Genomic DNA, 15,956 nt, shown 5'->3' with positions numbered 1-15,956 from the left:
TATGACCGGAGGCGCACTGATAACCCGTCTACCCTAATAGCCATATAAATAACGCGCCGAACAGCGCGCCTACGGCCAGTAGAGTAAACATGATGCTAAAAAGTATTTTGCCCTTTACCAGCAGATGCAACGCAATGCCGATAATCACCGATACCGGCATTAACGCGAGGAAAAAGGGCCAGGTATAGAGGAAAAAAAACAGCGTGTTAGGGCCATAAAGCAGAAAAGGGATCCCCAACGCCAACAGCCATGACACAAAGCCGACCACCGCCCCCGGAAATGCACTGGTGGCGTCATCGTCGACCATGAAGGCGTCTGACCTTGTGAAAGTAATGTTATGGCTATTACGCATATTAAATCCTGTAACCTTGACCATACCGGGCATACAAGCCCGGTGGTGTCTCAGGATCTGATAATATCGCGCCGTCTCAGCAGGTCTAATAATTGGGAAACCAAATTTGTTACTAATTGTTCACCATTAAGATGAACCTGGGGCGAGTCAGGCGCTTCGTAAATGGCGTCGATACCGGTAAAGTTACGCAACTCGCCCGCGCGCGCTTTTTTATACAACCCCTTAGGATCGCGCTGTTCACAGATAGCCAGCGGCGTATTGACATAAATCTCGATAAAACGATCGTGGCCGACGCGCTCTTTTACCAGTTGCCGCTCGGCGCGGTGCGGAGAAATAAATGCCGTCAAAACAATCAGGCCAGCGTCCGCCATCAGACTGGCCACTTCGCCTACCCGCCGGATATTTTCCTGGCGATCGGCATCGCTAAAGCCTAAATCACGGCACAAACCGTGGCGCACATTATCGCCATCCAACAGGTAGGTACTGACGCCACGCTGATGTAACGCCTCTTCCAGCGCGCCGGCCACCGTTGATTTTCCCGAACCGGAGAGTCCGGTAAACCACAGCACCACGCCACGGTGGCCGTGGAGCTGTTCACGGGCGGCGACAGTAACGGGATGAGAATGCCAGACCACGTTCTCATCATGCAGCGCCATGTTTATCTCCCAGCAAATCGCGGGCGTCCCAGTGCGGAAAATGACGGCGTACCAGCGCATTCAGCTCCAGCTCAAACGCACTGTATTCCACGGGTGGCGTCGCTCCGCGTTCGTCCAGTTCCCGCACCATGCCAGCGCCCACGGTAACGTTAGAAAGCCGGTCGATAAAAATCAGTCCGCCCGTCACCGGATTTTGCTGATAAATATCCAGCGCGAGCGGCTCATCGAATGTCATCTCTACCAGACCAATACCGTTTAACGGCAGGCTCTCGACGTCTCGTTGGGTCAGATTGTTGATATCAATCTGATAGCGAATAGCCTCGATACGCGCGCGGGTTTTCTTACCCGCAAGTTTAACGTCGTAGCTTTGGCCCGGCGCCAGCGGCTGTTCCGCCATCCATACCACATCGATCGCGGCGTGCCGCGCAGGTGCCAGCGTCTCGTTTGCCGCCAGCAGCAGATCGCCGCGGCTAATATCAATGTCGTCGTTGAGTACCAGGGTAATGGCTTCGCCCGCACAGGCTTCTTCTTTATCGCCATCAAAAGTGACGATACGCGCCACGCTGGATTCCACGCCGGACGGCAGCACTTTAATGCGCTCTCCGACTTTGACGCTACCAGACGCCAGAGTGCCGGCGTATCCCCGAAAATCAAGGTTCGGGCGATTGACATATTGTACCGGAAAGCGCATCGGCTGACGGTCTACCGCACGCTGTATGTCTACCGTTTCCAGGACTTCCAGCAGCGTCGGACCGCTGTACCAGCGCATATTCGCGCTCTGCGCGGCGACATTATCCCCTTCCAGCGCCGAAAGCGGGACAAAGCGAATATCCAGATCGCCCGGCAACTGTTCAGCAAAGGTCAGATAATCTTCACGAATACGGGCGAAGGTCTCTTCGCGGTAGTCAACGAGATCCATTTTGTTGATTGCCACCACCAGATGTTTGATCCCCAACAGAGTGGAGATAAAGCTATGGCGACGCGTCTGATCCAGCACGCCTTTACGCGCGTCGATCAGTAGGATCGCCAGATCGCAGGTGGACGCCCCGGTCGCCATATTACGGGTATATTGTTCATGGCCCGGCGTGTCGGCGATAATAAATTTTCGTTTTTCCGTGGAGAAATAGCGGTACGCGACGTCAATAGTAATGCCCTGCTCACGCTCAGCCTGCAGCCCATCTACCAGCAGCGCCAGATCGAGTTTTTCTCCCTGCGTGCCATGACGTTTACTGTCATTATGCAGAGAAGAGAGCTGATCTTCATAAATTTGCAGGGTATCGTGCAGCAAACGACCTATCAGCGTACTTTTACCGTCATCAACGCTGCCACAGGTTAAAAAACGCAACAGGCTTTTGTGCTGTTGGGCAATCATCCAGGCTTCGACGCCGCCTTCATTGGCGATTTGTTGGGCAAGTATGGTGTTCATGGCGGCTCCTTAGAAATACCCCTGACGTTTTTTAAGCTCCATCGACCCCGCCTGATCGCGGTCAATCATCCTTCCCTGGCGCTCGCTGGTGGTAGAAACCAGCATCTCTTCGATAATTTCCGGCAGCGTTTGCGCGTGGGATTCCACCGCCCCGGTGAGCGGCCAACAGCCAAGTGTACGGAAGCGCACCATCCTTTTTTTGATGACTTCGCCAGGCTGGAGATCGATACGATCGTCATCCACCATCATCAACATGCCGTCACGTTCCAGAACCGGGCGTTCAGCAGCCAAATACAGCGGCACGATGTCGATGTTTTCCAGCCAGATGTATTGCCAGATATCCTGCTCTGTCCAGTTGGAGAGAGGGAAGACGCGTATACTTTCGCCTTTATTAATCTGACCGTTATAGTTACGCCACAACTCTGGACGCTGATTTTTCGGGTCCCAGCGATGGAAACGGTCACGAAAGGAGTAAATACGTTCTTTCGCGCGGGATTTTTCCTCATCGCGCCGTGCGCCGCCGAACGCGGCATCAAAACCGTACTTATTCAGCGCCTGCTTTAACCCTTCGGTTTTCATAATGTCGGTGTGTTTAGCGCTACCGTGAACGAACGGATTGATGCCCATCGCCACGCCTTCCGGATTTTTATGTACCAGCAATTCGCAGCCGTATGCGTTGGCGGTACGATCGCGAAAGGCGTACATCTCACGGAATTTCCAACCGGTATCAACGTGCAATAGCGGGAACGGCAACGTACCCGGATAAAACGCCTTACGCGCCAGATGCAGCATGACGCTGGAGTCTTTACCAATGGAGTACAGCATGACCGGATTAGCGAATTCCGCTGCCACTTCACGGATAATGTGGATACTTTCCGCCTCCAGTTGCCGCAGGTGGGTGAGTCGTTTTTGATCCATAACCGTTCCTTTGCAATACCGTTTTTTGCTAAACATTTCGATTACACGACTATAGGGAGCGCAGGAGAGTGAATGAAATGACGAATTGGAATGAGTAGTTCCTCAAAGGAATAACGCGGCCCAAAAACCAATATCAAAAAATGCTTAACGTACCGGATTGCCAGCATTTAGGAGCAAATGAAATTGTATTAACACGATCGCGGTTTCATACTAGCCACGTAAAATTTTGTTCTGTATTTAAGGACTCATTATGTTTTCCGCAACGCGCCGCTTTGCCGTCATTCTGGCGCTCGGCGTAGGCTTTATCCTTCCTGCACAAGCAGCATCACCAGAGCCTGGTGAAATAGCGAATACTCAGGCACGACATATCGCCACCTTTTTTCCCGGGAGAATGACTGGCTCCCCCGCCGAGATGTTATCTGCCGATTATTTACGCCAACAATTTACCCAGATGGGATACCAAAGCGATATTCGAACGTTTAATAGCCGATTTATTTATACTACGAAGGATAATCGCAAAAACTGGCATAACGTGACGGGCAGTACGGTCATCGCCGCCCATGAAGGGCGCGTGCCGCAACAGATCATTATTATGGCGCATCTGGATACCTACGCTCCGCAGAGCGACGCTGATGTCGATGCCAATCTGGGCGGTTTAACGTTACAAGGAATGGATGATAATGCCGCGGGATTAGGCGTTATGCTGGAACTGGCGGCGCGCCTGAAAGATATACCGACCCATTATGGGATTCGTTTTATCGCCACCAGCGGGGAAGAAGAGGGAAAGCTAGGCGCGGAAAATTTACTCAAACGAATGAGTGACGCTGAGAAGAAAAATACGCTGCTGGTCATTAATCTCGATAACCTGATTGTTGGCGACAAGCTCTATTTTAATAGCGGGAAAAATACGCCGGAAGCGGTGCGTACACTGACCCGCGATCGGGCATTAGCGATTGCGCGCCGTTATGGTATCGCCGCCAACACCAATCCGGGACGCAATCCATCCTACCCCAAAGGAACGGGTTGCTGTAATGATGCGGAGGTTTTCGATAAAGCGGGAATATCGGTGCTTTCTGTTGAGGCGACGAACTGGAATCTGGGTAAAAAAGACGGATACCAGCAACGCGTGAAAAATGCATCCTTCCCGAACGGTAATAGCTGGCACGACGTACGGCTTGATAATCAACAGTATATTGACAAGGCGCTGCCAGGGCGAATTGAGCGCCGTAGCCGCGATGTAGTGCGGATAATGCTGCCGTTGGTAAAAGAGCTGGCGAAGGCGGAAAAAACGTCCTGATATGCTGGTGAAACGTGTTTATCCCCGCTGACGCGGGGAACACTTTTCAGCCCTTGTCGACTGCGGAACGCCCCTCGGTTTATCCCCGCTGGCGCGGGGAACACTGAGTCATTTGTGTTCTCAATCTCTACGTCTGCGGTTCATCCCCGCTGACGCGGGGAACACCCGGCAGCGCCGCCAATTAAGCCTCCGCCCATCGGTTTATCCCCGCTGGCGCGGGGAACACTGAGTCGGCCTCTCCTTTTCCTGTTATTGCCGCGGTTTATCCCCGCTGGCGCGGGGAACACTTTGTGCTCAACTCAGAGAGCCGCACTGTCACCGGTTTATCCCCGCTGGCGCGGGGAACACCTGTTCTCAAGCGCCGTTTTAGCCATATCGGCCGGTTTATCCCCGCTGGCGCGGGGAACACGTTCCGTACTGCAGTGGTGAATTATCAGTAATCGGTTTATCCCCGCTGGCGCGGGGAACACACTAAAACTATATATTTGTTCTAAAAGCCCTTTTTTACTACCTAACAAACTACCAACGGTAAGATAACAATTCCTTATTATTAAAGAACATTCAACTTATTGATTTTCAACAGGAAGAAAAGAAACTAATCTAAGTCCATCCAAATCTACCGGAATACGTCGGTTTTCACCCCATGTCTGAAACTCAAATCCCGATTCCGTGTTAGTCGCCCAGGCCATGACGGCATTCCCGCAACCGCCAAGCTGTGTGATCTGTTGCCAAATCATTTCCCGAATACGCTTCGAGGTATCACCAACATAAACACCTGCACGAACCTCGAGTAACCAGACGGCAAGACGTCCCCGCAGGCGCGGCGGTACGTTTTCCGTGACCACAACCACCATACTCATCAACCATGCCCCCGATGGCCGCTATCCCCCAAGGATTCAGGTTCCGGTATTGCTGGCGGCAGCATATCCGGCGCAGGCTGAGGCGGTTCAATTTCACCGGCAGCGAGCACCTCTTCGATCAGTGGGATCAACTTTCCGGTCAGCTTCGAACTGCGAAAAATATCACGGCAGGCCAGGCGCACTTCTTTATCTGGTTCCGCCGGGTGACGAGCGGCGATCTCAAATGCTTTGGGCACCACCGATTCAAATTTGATGATATCGGCAATGTCATAAACAAAAGAAAGCGGCTTACCGCTATGGATAAAACCGATAGCCGGCGCATATCCCGCCGCCAGGATAGCCGCTTCTGAAATCCCGTACAGGCACGATGTTGCCGCGCTAATACATCGGTTGACGACATCCCCCTTCTCCCAGTCTTTCGGATCATAGTTACGACCATGCCATTTCACGCCATACTGCTTCGCCAGTAATGCATAGGTCGCCCGCACACGGGATCCTTCAATACCGCGCAGTTGCTCAACGGAGCGACGGGCGGGCGGCGGTTCGCGAAAACGCAGTTCATACATTTTGCGCACCACCTTCAGCCGCAGATCGTCATCTAACGCCAGCTTTGCCTGATAAAGCAACTTATCGGCTCGTGCGCCGCCGGGTTGTCCGGAGGAATAGACCCGCACTCCCGCCTCGCCCACCCATACCAGCAGCGTTCCTACCGTCGATGCCAGACGCACAGCCGCATGGGAAACCCGCGTTCCCGGTTCCAGCATGATGCAGGCAACCGAACCAACAGGAATATGCGTGCGGATTCCTGTTTTATCGATCAGCACGAATGCCCCATCCAGCACGTCGATCTGACCGTACTGGAGGAAGATCATCGAGGTTCGATCTTTTAACGGGATCGGGTTGAGCGGTACGAACGTCACGCGTCCTCTCCGGGTTTGATCATCATCATTCCGCAGCCAAACGCCCGGCTTTTACCGTACCCCTGCGCCAGACGTTGCAGGAAAAGCGCGGGATCGTTAATCACCAGCACGCCGGTATAGTCCACGCTGCTAAACTGAATCATCTGCCGGGATTTCTCGCGACGTATCTGCTGCTGCCGGTAAGCATCAACGCTCGCCTCGCGTAGGGTAAAGCCATTTTGCTCCCCCTGGCGCACCAGCCATTCCAACGCCGCCTGCTGCTGATAAGACCAAATATCCTGGCTATCGCCCTGCGTTTTACGCTGGCGTTTCGCCTCCATCAGCAAATCGTGACGCTTACCGTTTTTGCAAATTGTCGGATTGGCGCGCAGGTTAAACCGCAGCGTCTGCCCCGCGCTCAGCGTTGGCGCAAACGGGCGAGTCTGCACGTCAAAAATCGCGCTGGCGGCAGGCTGTTCCTGCGAGAGGACAAAAAAGCGAAACGCGCCCTGTAACTCTTCGCGGCGATACAGAAACTGCCGTTCCTTGCCGCCGGGAAAGAGATCCCATAACCACTGGTGCATCACGTACTCACCGCGCTCCACCAGATGCAAGAGTTGTGCTGGCGAAAGCTCGCTGGTGTGCAGCGTTATTCTTGAGAGATACACGCGTCCTCCTTGCTGAGCCACGGCCCCTGATTCACGCTACGTTCACCGAACAGCCATTGCTGGCGGCTCAATGGCATGTCGCGACGACGTAAAATTTTGTTCGCCGTTAAGCCATCGTGTTCACCTTCCCACCAGCATTCGTTCTGTAGCCTGGGAAGAGGTAGTCTCAGCGCATTAAATTTATCCTGGTACTGACGATACGCTTCGCGCAGGGCATCCGGCGCGCGTCCTTCCAGCAGTTGCGGCGCAAGCGGCAACGCCAGAGGGTGACTTTTGCGCCCCAGATACAGCGGGAACACAGGATGTTGTAACGCCGCCTGAAGCTGCGCCAACGTGTAAGGCGCGTCCGGCGTCGCGCTGACAGCAATCATCCACCAAGCGTCGGTGTAGTAGTCGCGTCGGGAAATCAGCGCGCTCAGTAATTCAGGATCCTGCAACTCTTCACGGCGGCTGAAGTAACGTGCCTTACGTACCTCTTTCGGCATCTGCACCGTGTGATAATCCCGCGCCCAGCGCGGGTTGCCACTGGCGCACAGCAAAAATTGGTAATGACGATTGAAGGCGTTTAGCCGTTCCTCCTCATCGCGGCGAATTCCCAGCGCCGCAGCTAATAACCCCAACAGCGCCGAGCGCGAGGGTAGCTCATGGCTGTGGCGCACTTCGCCTGGCGCATCCACGCCCCAGGAGGCCATCGGCCCGTGAAGCTGAAAAACCAGATATTGGCTCATAAGCCGCCCCTTACGCGCAGATGAAGTCAAGCACGTCTTTCATGCTTCCCTGCTGATTCATCACGTCGAAACTGGCGGTATCAGTCCGCTGGCCATAAACCTTATTCATATTCTTATGCAGCGATGTAATACGCTTAACCGCAACGTTCAATTGGTCTGTACCGTTGATCGGTTCATAAAACGCAGCCGCCAGTGAACGTGGTTGGTCGGTGCCTTTTTCGGCCAGCGCCCACGAGGCATAGGCACGGCTGGCAAAGCTGTTCTGTTTGCCGGTCGGCGACACTTTCAGCGCCGCTTCAGTAAAGGCGCGCAGCGTTTTGTTTGCCAGTTCTTCATTGCCGTTCAGGTTTTTCACCAGCAGATCTTTGTCGATGCAGATATAGGTGTAAAACAGCGCGGAGCCAAAGCCGGTTTCGCCGAGATGGCCTGCACCTGCATCTTCTGCCGATGCCTGGCGTAGGTCATCCACAGCAGTAAAGAAATCGTCTTCGACGATCGTTTCGCTGACGCCGAAGGCGTGGCCGACCTGGCAGGCGGCTTCAACGTTAAAATCAGTTTTCTCCGCTAACATCCGGCCAAACATGGCAATATCGACGGCCATGCGATCTTTACGTAGCAGTGCAAGCTCTTCCTCTTTTGGCGCGCGTTTTTCTTCTGCCAGACGGTGCGCCAGCGCTTTCACAGCCTCAAACTCAGCTGGGCTGATATGCACCAGTTGCCCGGTTTCAGCATTCGTCAACTCATCTTTGGGTTTCTTTTCCGCCTTTACCTTGCCAAAATAGTTAGCGATGTTCTTGACGTACTCAACCGCTTTTTTGGCGTCAATGCCGCTTTCAACGAGGATCTGCGCCGCTTCGCGCGCAATACGTCCGCTACGAATACCGATATTCCCGGCAAGCGCCTGCTCAAACAGTTCCGAGGTACGCCAGGCACGTTTCAGGCTCTGAGAGGAGATACGCAGACGCGTCGCGCCGCCAAGCACCACGGTTTTTGGCGCGCCGGTATCGTCACGGTTGAGGTTGGCGGCAGGATAAGCGGTTAATAAATGGAGTTGAATAAACGTTGTCATAAAGATATCCCTGTTAATCTTGTTCGTTATCGCCAGCCTGGTAGTATTCCAGCGCCCAGCGGATACGGAGAAATTCGGTTGGCCGCTGCTGGCGGCGATGGTGGTTCAGCAAGTCATTCTGCTCCTGGCACCAGCAGAAAATATCGTCTGCAAGAGAAAACAGGTTGACCGAACCATCTAACAGCTTCACCGCACGCCGTAACTGGCGCAGCAGTTCATCCGGCGTTTTTACCGCTAATAGGTGGGAGAAGCGTAATTTTGACATCACCGGAGTGTCGCCACCTTTCTTCTGTCCAAGCTGCGCAGCAAAACTCTTTTGCTCATCAATAAATTTGATATGTGCAGCCAGTGCCGCTGTGATTGCCAATGCAGTAACATGCCAGGGTGCCTTGTTTTTCCACAACGAATGCGTCTGCATTAACAGCAAATGAAATCCCTCAGACAAGCAGGCCTCATTCACCGTTTTACTGCGCCGCAAGCTGGCCCGTGCACCCCGCTTCTCCTGCAAATCCTCATGCCATTTGCGCAGCGTGGCTTTGTGATCCTCTTGCACAATACTCATTCAGCAGCCTCCTGCTTCTTTGCTTTGGCGGCTTTCGCGCTTTGCTTTTCCGCCGATGAGGTAAAATATTTTTTGCGCGCCTTCATGATGCGCTCCAGATCGCTGCTCTCGTAGGGGTTGGTAAAGACGTGATCATCGAAGTAACAACGGGTAAACAGCCAAAGTTCTCTTTGCCATTTATTCAGCCTTTCGTCCGGCTTGTGGCCGTTTTCCAGATCGTGGATCAGATTGAGAAAGCGCCCCTGCGTCAGGTTCCAGAAATCAATGTCGATAAAACTGAAATCACCGCGGGCGCCCTTCGCATTGGCGAACCACGCTTCTTTTAGCGCACTGCGCAGCAGGCTGAGGAGTCGGGTAGCAGTTTGTATTGCTTTACGTAAATCAGGGATCAGACCTTCCGTCATCAGCAACGGAAAGTGGTGCTCATACCAACAGCGGATTTTCATTTTTTTGGAATCGGCACCAAATCCCCACAAGCCTACTTTGATATTCCTGAGCTCTCGGGCATTAAACACTTTGATCACCTGTGCCGGATATTCGGTATTCTTTTCCGTCGGGTTTTCTTGACTTAGTCCCAGCCAATCTCGCCAAAGAAGTCCACCAGGTTGGGTTATAACAGGTTCAAATCCCTTACTATTCTTTATTTGCAGGCGATGTGGTGTTAATGGGTGCCGCCAGCGGTCATAATTAACGCCATAATTCTTGACCAACATCTGGATTAGCAGCTCATCGCTATTATTACCGCAGATATTGCACACTCCCTGACGTATTGTCGCGAAATCCAGACGGATACGGCGTGGCATCCCCCAGTATGCTTGTAATTTATTTACCTGCTCATCTGTTGTAATAGTATGAGCTGGTGGCTCGCTGGTACGTGTTGCGGCAAGCCAGGGAAATACAGCCGCATCATAGACGACAGGCAAAGGCAGATCCGCAGCATCCTGCGGCATCACGTTGAGCCACAGCTTGCGCCAGAGCGGCGTTTGCCGCTCTCCCTGATATTCCTGCAATTCAATCAATGTAGTCAGCGGCCCGCCGCCGCGCAGCCCAGTGCGGTAGCCTTGTCCGCCGGAAGGAGCGTTAAGCTGCATAGAAAACAACGCCAACGCGGCACAATGCGGGCAAAAACATTCCATTACGCCACGTTTGATAAAATGATCTGTATTTAACTCAGTAGTTTGAATACCTGGTGTTTCCGGTAATAGCGAAGCTATAGTTATTTTATTGTCGGGTAATTCTTCAAAATCCTGCATAAAAGACGGCGTTTCCGCGCCAAACTGAAAAGCGTGTTCTAACGGTGCTAATGCCTTATGGAGCGCATCGGCATGCAATCCATCAAACCAGATATCCTCCCAGTTTTTGTATCTTTTCGGCGCGATACTGCATTGCAGCAATCCCAACAGAAACTGCCAGGCCGCTCCCTGCAAATCTGCTCGCGTTGCGGCGATATCCACCACGTTTTCATCTGCCAGATTGACAGGAGCCAGTTTGCCCGTGGAACCGTCTTTGAAACGGACGGGGAGCCAGGGCGTTGTTAAAAGCGAAAAATTGTCCATATCTATATTCGTTATTCCCCCATCATGCCAATCAATCCCTCATTCGCCGAATAACCACAAGCGGCACAATCCGTCACCACAATCACCGTGGCAAAATCCTTATCCTGATGCTGTTGCGCACACCACTTACGCAGGGGTTCGCCATCTAATTTTTCAAACTCGTCTTTATGTTTATCCCACCAGCTCTGACGTACCCGCAGCACGCTCATCTCCCAGGCATGTTCACCGCTGGCATAAGGGGTTACGACGCCATCCACGATTTTCGCCAGCCACAGCGTGACAGACTCTTCCGCCAACCGCGTTGACATTTTCTCCGGTAGAGAATCGCTAATTTCAGCACAATAGCCCGGCGCAAAGTTAAGCAGCATCTGTCTGGCAAATGCCCGGTCGCAATAAAATTTGCCTTTCTGCAATTGCTCGGTTTTTGCAAATCCAACCGGCATGTTGACGTCCTCGCCGTAGACCGACTCAATCAACAATCGGGCAGATTGCGGCATCCGAATCGTCCCCTGCTCACGTAATATGCGCTGCGTCAGCCACATGCGCCCATGATCGGGATAGACATAGGCGCTGTTACGCATGGCGCTGGATAACCAGTTCTCTCGCGGCGCGTCATCCCACTCCGGAGCAAGAATGCGCAGCACTGGCGTCTCTCGCTCATCCTGCCCACTCTTTTTCACCAGACCGTTACGATCGCGAATATGACGCTGTAGTCGACCGGCCCGCTGAATTAATAAATCCACCGGCGCTAAATCAGAGATCATCTCATCGCAGTCAATATCCAGACTTTGTTCGATTACCTGCGTGGCGATAATGACCTTACCGGCACGTTGCGCGCCGCTCTGTTTGCCAAAGAGATTCAGCGTCTGTGACTCAATCCGCTGACGATCGTGAAAAGCAAAGCGACTATGGAAGAGTAAAAGGTTTTCCGTGGCGACGACCTTACTCAGTTGAAGCTGGCGATAGATACGAATCGCATCATCAACGGAGTTACGTATCCAGGCGATACAGTTTCCTTTTTCCACTGCTTCACCTATACGTTCAAGACACGCCTCTTCACTATGTAGCCAGCCAATATCTACGCTACGTTCAACCTCTTTGCGTGTATCAACCCGCTGAGAAATCAACTCTGTTTGTGTGACCTGAGTCAGCCAGGGATAATCGTCATGGCCTAGCAACGGCGCCTGCACACTACGCCTCACCCCACGGGAAAATGCCGCCACCAGCTTATCTCGCTGCTGCTGCGATAGCGTCGCAGATAACAGAATAGTGGCGTTGCCATTACTGGCCTGCCGTTCAATCAAACCTTCAAGTATTCTGGACATCCATGCATCACAGGCATGGATCTCATCAGCCAGTAAAATCTTGTTGCTAAGACCCAGTAACCGCAGGTTGTTATGTTTAAATGGCATTACCGCCATCATCGCCTGATCCAACGTGCCTACGCCAACCTCCGCCAACAACGCTTTTTTATTGCTGTCGGCAAACCAGGCGGCGCATCCCTGACTATCAGGCTGCGCTTCATCGGGTTCTTCCGTACCGGAAAGAGTGACCGACCATATTGACTGATTGAAACGATCCATTAAGCGACGCGCGCTATGCGCCAGAATCAGGCTGGGACGGGAGTCCGGCTGATACAGCGCCAGCCAGGTGTTCGCCATACGTTCAAACATCGCGTTGGCTGTCGCCATTGTCGGCAGTCCAAAATAGAGTCCCTGCGCTTTACCTGCCGCCATCAGTCGATGAGCTAATATGAGCGCCGCCTCTGTTTTTCCGGCCCCGGTGACATCTTCAAGAATAAAGAGTTGGGCGCCATCCACGTTGATATCCAGCTCTAGCGCCTTTTGTTGTAACGGTGTGGGATGCTGAATAAAAGGGAAAAGCGTTTCTATGCCCGTAAAGGCAGACACATTCGCCGCTGAGGGAAATAGCGTGATGGCAGTTTGTGCTTTAGCGAGAGCTTGCTGCCAGTAGGTATCAACAGGCATTTTTTCCGCAGTACGCGGAAAATAACGGCTGGCAGAACCAGTCCAGTCAGCCAGTACAACCGCAGCGGAAATAAACCAGGAAAGTTGCTGAAATTGGTCGATACCCTCATCTTCATCCCAGGATTCAGGCAAAGTAATTAAAGGAAAGAGCGCTTTTATTCTCAGAAGAAAATCTCTTGCCGCGTCTTTATCCTGCTGGCGAAAATGGTCCAGCTCCTGGATTGCCTCTGGAGGGCGTCCATGATGACCTGTAGTGACTGGCATCCAAAGCGCCATAACGCGCTTACTTTTACGAACTGAAAGCGAAGAAGGAGGAAACAATTCAGGGCATTCACTTAGCCAGGAGTTCCACAACACGTATCCCAGCGTGGTATGCGCGATTTTTTCATAATGCCGTGTAGGCTCATTAAAGATGTTTAAAGCCTCATGACGGTATAGTTGCTGGAAGGAATGAGCAAATTTTCCAATATCATGCCAACATAAAATCCAGGCAAAAAATTGCGCCGCCTGCTCCTTATCCTGGATGCCTAATTTTTTTAGATAGTGGTCAATAAAATAAATATTATTTATCACCATCCAGTAACCCACAGCCGCAACATCTAAAGAATGCCAGCAAAGCAAATGGTAATCATCACCGCCGTCAATTTCTCCTCGTCGAGACTTTCCCCAATAGTGATATATCGACACGTAAACTCCAGCATGTGGATAATAAAAGCACTCTACGCCTTTTTAATGGTCTTTTTTGTTGATATATCTCACAAAAATCGCATACCATGAGATTATATTTAAATATACTTACTCAAGTTTATATATTCTTCGGAAATATTTATTTCACGAATAATTATTATAAATTTTTCCGCCCTTGTCTTCTGGAAGAGGCGATCAAAGAGGCTTCGTCCAATGCCCCCTGCATGAGGCAAAATTTAAAAAAACGACCATTTGCGGCGAATCATCTACCTTTTGTCTGAATTATCGTCACCACAAAGGATTACCAACCATAAATGTGCTGTATTAATAATGTCGTTCAAATTCTCTCCTGTAGTAAACTTTATCTGTTTAATAAAAAAGAGAGAATTGAACGATATATTTTACTCCGGATATTGAATAATATAAATTTGAAGGAAAATATTATGCCAGTCACTTTAAGCTTCGGTAATCATCAAAATTATACGCTTAATGAAAGTCGGCTTGCTCATCTGTTAAGCGCAGATAAAGAAAAAGCAATCCATATGGGGGGCTGGGATAAAGTCCAGGATCATTTTAGAGCGGAAAAAAAGGACCATGCGCTGGAAGTGTTACACTCCATCATTCACGGGCAGGGCCGTGGTGAACCTGGAGAGATGGAAGTTAACGTAGAGGATATAAATAAAATTTACGCCTTTAAACGGCTACAACATCTGGCCTGCCCGGCTCATCAGGATCTGTTTACTATCAAGTTGGACGCTTCTCAGACACAATTTTTACTTATGGTCGGCGACACGGTGATCAGCCAAAGCAATATTAAGGACATCCTCAATATATCAGATGATGCAGTGATAGAATCTATGAGTAGAGAGGAGAGACAGTTATTTTTACAAATATGCGAGGTGATTGGTGCGAAGATGACCTGGCACCCGGAATTACTTCAGGAGTCGATTTCAACTCTACGAAAAGAAGTGACGGGCAATGCACAAATCAAAGCGGCGGTTTATGAGATGATGCGTCCCGCAGAGGCTCCAGACCACCCGCTTGTCGAATGGCAGGACTCACTTACTGCAGATGAAAAATCGATGCTGGCCTGTATTAATGCCGGTAACTTTGAGCCTACGACTCAGTTTTGCAAAATAGGTTATCAGGAGGTACAAGGTGAAGTCGCTTTTAGCATGATGCATCCGTGCATCTCCTATTTACTACACAGCTATTCACCGTTTGCAGAGTTTAAACCAACAAATTCTGGTTTTTTAAAAAAACTTAATCAGGATTATAACGACTATCATGCAAAAAAAATGTTTATTGATGTAATTCTTGAAAAACTATATCTAACCCATGAACGTTCTTTGCACATTGGTAAAGATGGGTGCAGTCGTAATATATTACTGACATAAAGATAGTCAGTAATATAACCAATTTAAAATCCGGCTGCCTGCCGGATTTTTCATAGCAGCAAGTATAATCATACCGCGTAAGGACAATTACCCTTCATGCAGCCCGCACTCACGTTTCAGTCCGAAGAAGCGTGTCTCTTCTTCCGCCATGCCCGGCTCCCACTTGCGGGTAGTATGTGTATCGCCCACCGACAGATAGCCCTGATCCCACAGCGGATGGTATTTCAGACCATGCTTTTGCAGATACTGGTAAACCGTGCGGTTATCCCAGTCGATAATCGGTAGCACTTTAAACACGCCGCGCTGGATAGCGAGAACAGGTAAATGCGCGCGGCTGCCGGACTGCTCGCGACGCAGACCCGCAAACCACGTCTGCGCTTTCAGCTCTTTTAGCGCCCGGTTCATCGGCTCGACTTTGTTGATGTCATTGTATTTCTCAATACCTTCTACGCCCTGCTCCCACAGCTTGCCGTAGCGCGCTTCCTGCCAGGCCGGACTTTCGCCCGCGCGGTAAACTTTCAGGTTGAGTTTGAGTTTGTCCGTTAACTCATCAATAAACTGATAGGTTTCCGGGAACAAATAGCCGGTATCGGTGAGGATCACCGGGATATCCGGGCGAATCTGGTTCACCAGGTGCAGGCTCACCGCCGCCTGGATGCCAAAGCTTGAGGAGAGCACGTATTCGCTGGGCAGATTTTCCAGCGCCCAGGCCACGCGTTCTTCGGCAGTTAGCGTTTCCAGTTGGGCGTTGGTTTCCGCCAACGCCAGTACGCGATCGACTTTTGGCAGTTCATTCAATGCGTTGAGATCGAGTTGGGACATAAGTTCCTCACTGTTTGCCTTGCCTGATGGCGCTGCGCTTATCAGGCCTACACAGACGCCATCCGGCAATT

General features: G+C 51.3%; 15 protein-coding genes and 1 CRISPR repeat array. Of the genes, 2 read left to right on the top strand and 13 right to left on the bottom strand.

What is annotated here, in order from left to right; genetic code table 11:
* Positions 1–28 precede the first annotated feature (28 nt).
* The 4 genes from LCS67_RS04520 to cysD are packed head-to-tail and all read right to left on the bottom strand — an operon-like array spanning position 29 to position 3,352.
* Positions 29–352, bottom strand: coding sequence for a DUF3561 family protein (locus tag LCS67_RS04520; RefSeq protein WP_001537530.1), 324 nt, complete (start codon positions 350–352; stop codon positions 29–31).
* Between the two features lie 50 nt (positions 353–402).
* Positions 403–1,008, bottom strand: coding sequence for an adenylyl-sulfate kinase (gene cysC, locus LCS67_RS04515; RefSeq protein ID WP_001173663.1), 606 nt, complete (start codon positions 1,006–1,008; stop codon positions 403–405).
* Positions 995–2,434, bottom strand: a complete 1,440-nt coding sequence (gene cysN / locus LCS67_RS04510) for a sulfate adenylyltransferase subunit CysN (protein ID WP_001092256.1) — start codon at positions 2,432–2,434, stop codon at positions 995–997. Before cysN ends, cysC begins: the two co-directional genes overlap by 14 nt.
* A gap of 9 nt (positions 2,435–2,443) precedes the next feature.
* Complete coding sequence (gene cysD, locus LCS67_RS04505; protein WP_000372384.1) at positions 2,444–3,352, bottom strand: sulfate adenylyltransferase subunit CysD; 909 nt, start codon at positions 3,350–3,352, stop codon at positions 2,444–2,446.
* A 250-nt stretch (positions 3,353–3,602) separates the two neighbouring features.
* Here cysD and LCS67_RS04500 point away from each other — a divergent pair, with 250 nt between their 5' ends.
* Positions 3,603–4,649 carry an aminopeptidase gene (locus LCS67_RS04500; protein WP_000490474.1) on the top strand — a complete coding sequence of 349 codons (1,047 nt, stop codon included), beginning with the start codon at positions 3,603–3,605 and terminating at the stop codon, positions 4,647–4,649.
* 14 nt (positions 4,650–4,663) lie between these two features.
* Positions 4,664–5,119: a CRISPR direct-repeat array (repeat unit 29 nt; unit sequence CGGTTTATCCCCGCTGGCGCGGGGAACAC).
* 96 nt (positions 5,120–5,215) lie between these two features.
* Here LCS67_RS04500 and cas2e read toward each other — a convergent pair.
* The 8 genes from cas2e to LCS67_RS04460 are packed head-to-tail and all read right to left on the bottom strand — an operon-like array spanning position 5,216 to position 13,666.
* Entirely contained in the window at positions 5,216–5,509 is a 294-nt protein-coding gene (cas2e, locus tag LCS67_RS04495; protein WP_023204590.1) for a type I-E CRISPR-associated endoribonuclease Cas2e, read from the bottom strand.
* A complete protein-coding gene (cas1e, locus tag LCS67_RS04490) occupies positions 5,509–6,429 on the bottom strand; it encodes a type I-E CRISPR-associated endonuclease Cas1e (protein ID WP_000144832.1) in 921 nt (306 codons plus the stop codon). The genes cas2e and cas1e overlap by 1 nt, the downstream gene beginning before the upstream one ends.
* Positions 6,426–7,076 (bottom strand): type I-E CRISPR-associated protein Cas6/Cse3/CasE, encoded by a 651-nt coding sequence (cas6e, locus tag LCS67_RS04485; RefSeq protein WP_000281480.1) that lies wholly within the window; start codon positions 7,074–7,076, stop codon positions 6,426–6,428. Before cas6e ends, cas1e begins: the two co-directional genes overlap by 4 nt.
* Positions 7,058–7,804 (bottom strand): type I-E CRISPR-associated protein Cas5/CasD, encoded by a 747-nt coding sequence (gene cas5e, locus LCS67_RS04480; RefSeq protein ID WP_000085108.1) that lies wholly within the window; start codon positions 7,802–7,804, stop codon positions 7,058–7,060. Before cas5e ends, cas6e begins: the two co-directional genes overlap by 19 nt.
* Positions 7,805–7,814: 10 nt before the next feature.
* Complete coding sequence (gene cas7e / locus LCS67_RS04475; protein ID WP_031569632.1) at positions 7,815–8,873, bottom strand: type I-E CRISPR-associated protein Cas7/Cse4/CasC; 1,059 nt, start codon at positions 8,871–8,873, stop codon at positions 7,815–7,817.
* Positions 8,874–8,886: 13 nt separating this feature from the next.
* Positions 8,887–9,435: a type I-E CRISPR-associated protein Cse2/CasB gene (gene casB, locus LCS67_RS04470; protein WP_000029527.1), complete on the bottom strand. Its 549-nt coding sequence runs from the start codon at positions 9,433–9,435 to the stop codon at positions 8,887–8,889.
* On the bottom strand, positions 9,432–10,991 hold the full coding sequence (casA, locus tag LCS67_RS04465) for a type I-E CRISPR-associated protein Cse1/CasA (protein WP_031569635.1): 1,560 nt from the start codon (positions 10,989–10,991) through the stop codon (positions 9,432–9,434). The genes casB and casA overlap by 4 nt, the downstream gene beginning before the upstream one ends.
* Before the next feature lie 11 nt (positions 10,992–11,002).
* A complete protein-coding gene (locus LCS67_RS04460; protein WP_031569639.1) occupies positions 11,003–13,666 on the bottom strand; it encodes a CRISPR-associated helicase/endonuclease Cas3 in 2,664 nt (887 codons plus the stop codon).
* A gap of 443 nt (positions 13,667–14,109) precedes the next feature.
* Here LCS67_RS04460 and sopD point away from each other — a divergent pair, with 443 nt between their 5' ends.
* On the top strand, positions 14,110–15,063 hold the full coding sequence (sopD, locus tag LCS67_RS04455; RefSeq protein ID WP_015406308.1) for an SPI-1 type III secretion system effector SopD: 954 nt from the start codon (positions 14,110–14,112) through the stop codon (positions 15,061–15,063).
* A gap of 87 nt (positions 15,064–15,150) precedes the next feature.
* Here sopD and cysH read toward each other — a convergent pair whose 3' ends face one another.
* Positions 15,151–15,885, bottom strand: coding sequence for a phosphoadenosine phosphosulfate reductase (cysH, locus tag LCS67_RS04450; protein WP_000080395.1), 735 nt, complete (start codon positions 15,883–15,885; stop codon positions 15,151–15,153).
* Between the last annotated feature and the right edge of the window lie 71 nt (positions 15,886–15,956).

The sequence above is a fragment of the Salmonella sp. A7 genome, from assembly GCF_020181675.1.
Lineage (GTDB): Bacteria > Pseudomonadota > Gammaproteobacteria > Enterobacterales > Enterobacteriaceae > Salmonella > Salmonella enterica.
The sequence above is the reverse complement of the archived record's forward strand: the minus strand, read 5'-3'. Positions and strand labels throughout refer to the sequence as shown.

Excerpts from the sequence above, each read along its gene's own strand:
- LCS67_RS04520 (WP_001537530.1), bottom strand. The coding sequence starts at position 352 with ATGCGTAATAGCCATAACATTACTTTCACAAGGTCAGACGCCTTCATG.
- cas5e (WP_000085108.1), bottom strand. The coding sequence starts at position 7,804 with ATGAGCCAATATCTGGTTTTTCAGCTTCACGGGCCGATGGCCTCCTGG.
- casB (WP_000029527.1), bottom strand. The coding sequence starts at position 9,435 with ATGAGTATTGTGCAAGAGGATCACAAAGCCACGCTGCGCAAATGGCAT.
- LCS67_RS04500 (WP_000490474.1), top strand. The coding sequence starts at position 3,603 with ATGTTTTCCGCAACGCGCCGCTTTGCCGTCATTCTGGCGCTCGGCGTA.
- cysD (WP_000372384.1), bottom strand. The coding sequence starts at position 3,352 with ATGGATCAAAAACGACTCACCCACCTGCGGCAACTGGAGGCGGAAAGT.
- sopD (WP_015406308.1), top strand. The coding sequence starts at position 14,110 with ATGCCAGTCACTTTAAGCTTCGGTAATCATCAAAATTATACGCTTAAT.
- cas7e (WP_031569632.1), bottom strand. The coding sequence starts at position 8,873 with ATGACAACGTTTATTCAACTCCATTTATTAACCGCTTATCCTGCCGCC.
- cysC (WP_001173663.1), bottom strand. The coding sequence starts at position 1,008 with ATGGCGCTGCATGATGAGAACGTGGTCTGGCATTCTCATCCCGTTACT.
- cysN (WP_001092256.1), bottom strand. The coding sequence starts at position 2,434 with ATGAACACCATACTTGCCCAACAAATCGCCAATGAAGGCGGCGTCGAA.
- casA (WP_031569635.1), bottom strand. The coding sequence starts at position 10,991 with ATGGACAATTTTTCGCTTTTAACAACGCCCTGGCTCCCCGTCCGTTTC.
- cas2e (WP_023204590.1), bottom strand. The coding sequence starts at position 5,509 with ATGAGTATGGTGGTTGTGGTCACGGAAAACGTACCGCCGCGCCTGCGG.
- cysH (WP_000080395.1), bottom strand. The coding sequence starts at position 15,885 with ATGTCCCAACTCGATCTCAACGCATTGAATGAACTGCCAAAAGTCGAT.